Source organism: Vibrio caribbeanicus ATCC BAA-2122 (assembly GCF_000165125.1).
Taxonomy (GTDB): domain Bacteria; phylum Pseudomonadota; class Gammaproteobacteria; order Enterobacterales; family Vibrionaceae; genus Vibrio; species Vibrio caribbeanicus.
In genome coordinates this window covers 1-234 of the sequence record NZ_AEIU01000038.1, presented here as the reverse complement: position 1 = coordinate 234, position 234 = coordinate 1, and the positions used below count along the sequence as shown (strand labels likewise).

The window sequence follows — 234 nt, the reverse complement described above, 5'->3', positions numbered from 1 at the left end:
TCCCAGTTACCGATAGGTTGGTTAAAGCTGGCAGCGCCTTTACACATTGCCTCCATATATTCAACCTTGGAGGTATCCCAGTTACCAATGGGTTGGTTAAAGGCTTTGACGCCTTTAAACATCTCACCCATAGACTTAACTTTGGAGGTGTCCCAGTCACTGATATCGGCATTAAAGTGCTCTCGACCTTTAAAGAGTTCATACATACTAGTCGCATGAGAGGTACAAAAGCGT

General features: G+C 44.4%; 1 protein-coding gene. It reads right to left on the bottom strand.

Annotation, left to right across the window (positions count from 1 at the left end):
* Positions 1–206: BspA family leucine-rich repeat surface protein (locus RH40_RS03670; protein ID WP_241209859.1), on the bottom strand; the 206-nt coding region annotated here is incomplete at its 3' end.
* Positions 207–234 lie beyond the last annotated feature (28 nt).